Origin of the sequence: Vibrio sp., from assembly GCF_038138445.1 — a bacterium.
GTDB lineage: Bacteria > Pseudomonadota > Gammaproteobacteria > Enterobacterales > Vibrionaceae > Vibrio.
The window spans coordinates 1-2,242 of record NZ_JAYQDQ010000177.1 but is presented as its reverse complement, the minus strand read 5'-3'; the positions used below and the strand labels follow the sequence as shown (position 1 = coordinate 2,242).

3 protein-coding genes are annotated in these 2,242 nt (G+C 43.9%); 1 reads left to right on the top strand and 2 read right to left on the bottom strand.

The genetic code is table 11. The features are described from left to right. Positions 1 to 179: 179 nt before the first annotated feature. Positions 180 to 1,241 carry a quinolinate synthase NadA gene (gene nadA, locus AAFM34_RS20820; protein ID WP_341666177.1) on the top strand — a complete coding sequence of 354 codons (1,062 nt, stop codon included), beginning with the start codon at positions 180 to 182 and terminating at the stop codon, positions 1,239 to 1,241. A gap of 69 nt (positions 1,242 to 1,310) precedes the next feature. On the opposite strand, the gene AAFM34_RS20815 is transcribed toward nadA, so the two are convergent. Both AAFM34_RS20815 and AAFM34_RS20810 read right to left on the bottom strand, forming a co-directional pair. Next, positions 1,311 to 1,850, bottom strand: a complete 540-nt coding sequence (locus AAFM34_RS20815; RefSeq protein WP_341666175.1) for a disulfide bond formation protein B — start codon at positions 1,848 to 1,850, stop codon at positions 1,311 to 1,313. Between the two features lie 11 nt (positions 1,851 to 1,861). Continuing rightward, positions 1,862 to 2,014, bottom strand: coding sequence for a DUF5993 family protein (locus AAFM34_RS20810; protein WP_371833290.1), 153 nt, complete (start codon positions 2,012 to 2,014; stop codon positions 1,862 to 1,864). Between the last annotated feature and the right edge of the window lie 228 nt (positions 2,015 to 2,242).

Here is a 2,242-nt window from a genome sequence, read left to right as displayed (position 1 = left end):
GCCGATACCCCAGAAAAAACAATGCCGCTCACCTTAAGTGAACGGCATTAGGGCGTATATCGCTCCTTTTTTTTGTCATGGTATTGAACCCTTGGCAACTAATTATGCTTGAAACTGGCATCCCTAACCATGTGGGGTTAGAATATGCGGATTATTAAAAGTTGCCTAGAGCAAGAGCAATGAGCCACATTTTAGATACAGTTGAAACCGTCTATCCATTTCCACCTAAGCCTATCCCATTGTCTGATGAACAAAAGCAGACACACATAAACAACATTAAGTCTTTGCTGAAAGAAAAAGATGCGGTGCTTATTGCGCACTACTACACGGATCCTGAAATTCAGGCACTGGCTGAAGAGACAGGTGGTTTTGTTGGCGATTCACTAGAGATGGCTAAGTTTGGCAATCGTCATCCTGCTAGCACCTTAGTTATCGGCGGTGTTCGCTTTATGGGAGAGTCGGCAAAAATACTGACCCCAGAAAAGCGCATCCTTATGCCCACACTTGAGGCCGAGTGTTCTCTCGATTTAGGCTGTCCTGCCGATAAATTTTCAGAATTTTGCGATGCTCATCCAGATCATACCGTTGTTGTTTATGCTAATACTTCTGCGGCTGTTAAAGCCCGAGCTGATTGGGTGGTCACTTCTAGCATTGCGTTAGATATTGTCGAGCACCTAGATACCGAAGGAAAGCCAATCATTTGGGGGCCAGACCGCCACTTAGGCTCGTACATCGCTAACCAAACAGGGGCTGATATGCTGCTTTGGCAGGGTGAGTGTGTGGTTCATGATGAGTTTTCTGCTGATGCATTACGCAAAATGAAAGCCGTATATCCAGATGCCGCCATTTTAGTGCACCCTGAATCTCCCGCGAGTGTGGTTGCTTTGGCTGATGCGGTTGGTTCAACAAGTCAGCTTATTAAAGCGGCTAAAGAGTTGCCTCAAACCAAGATGATTGTCGCAACCGACAAAGGTATTTTCTTCAAAATGCAACAATTGGTGCCAGAGAAGGAATTAATCGAAGCGCCTACAGCAGGAGCGGGCGCGACTTGTAGAAGCTGCGCCCATTGTCCTTGGATGGCAATGAATGGTCTTCAAGCTATCGAAGAAGCCTTGACTCAAGGAGGAGAGAAGCACGAGATCTTTGTTGATGAAGCATTGCGAGTTAAATCGCTTATTCCATTAAATCGCATGCTTGATTTTGCTGAGCAGCTGAATCTTTCAGTAAAAGGTAACGCTTAAGTAGCAGAGATAAATACTACAGATTGTAAAAGCCAGCTTGAATGCTGGCTTTTCTTGTTTCTTGGCAAGTTAACTAAATAGCCAATAACTGACAGGGTTATCCGGACACTGGTAGGGTCCACATTCAGCAAAAGTGGACAGTATGTTTAGCGCCACGACTGCTAGGGCAAGCAAACAAACCCACTTACCAAGGCCATTCATGGTGAAAGGTTTTGAACTCCATTCTTCACGCCACATCATTAAGAGTACTGCGACGGCAAAAATAGTTGCCGCAAACAAGACAAATGCCCAAGTATAATAATGCATACCCAAAACAGGGCTGCCATAGCCAGGTGTTCCCGGAATGACATGTAAGGAAATTTGGCGAAGTGAAGTCGCTGCGCCAAATAGTGCGCCTATTAGAACAATTCCATAGTGCCGCTGCTCAGGGCCGTATTTTACATTGAGCAAGAAACCAAACATCACCATGATAAAGCCGATGCGCTGAAGAAGACAAAGCGGGCAGGGCAGCTCGTTTAATGCAAATTGGAGAACAAACCCAATTAGAAGCACTAATGTCATACCGAATAGACCCAAGGTATTGAGTAGACTGACGTGATTACGGTTCATAACGCATGTCCTCACAATAATATGGAAAGTGCATCATTTGCATGATGATGGAACCAGTACACACTGAGTGAGACTGATATAGCAAAGACTCCAAAGCTCAGAGACTTTTTGCCGGTAAAGGCAAAAAGCATGGCTATAAAGAGCATAAGAAAGATTAAAGACATCATATGAAGCCCCTTACATTTTAGTGTGACCCACATTTTGTGGGTTTCATTATAACTTATGAGAAACATAGAACTCGCAAGTGACAATTGCGATATCCAAACACACAAACTTAGATTCCATTAAATACAGTTATTGAATGAAATCAAACTTCTTGAGATTATTTCAGTTTCATAGTAAGCTGGCGGTGAGCCCCATTTAACTGAAAGCTGGCACCGACTAAAAATAGT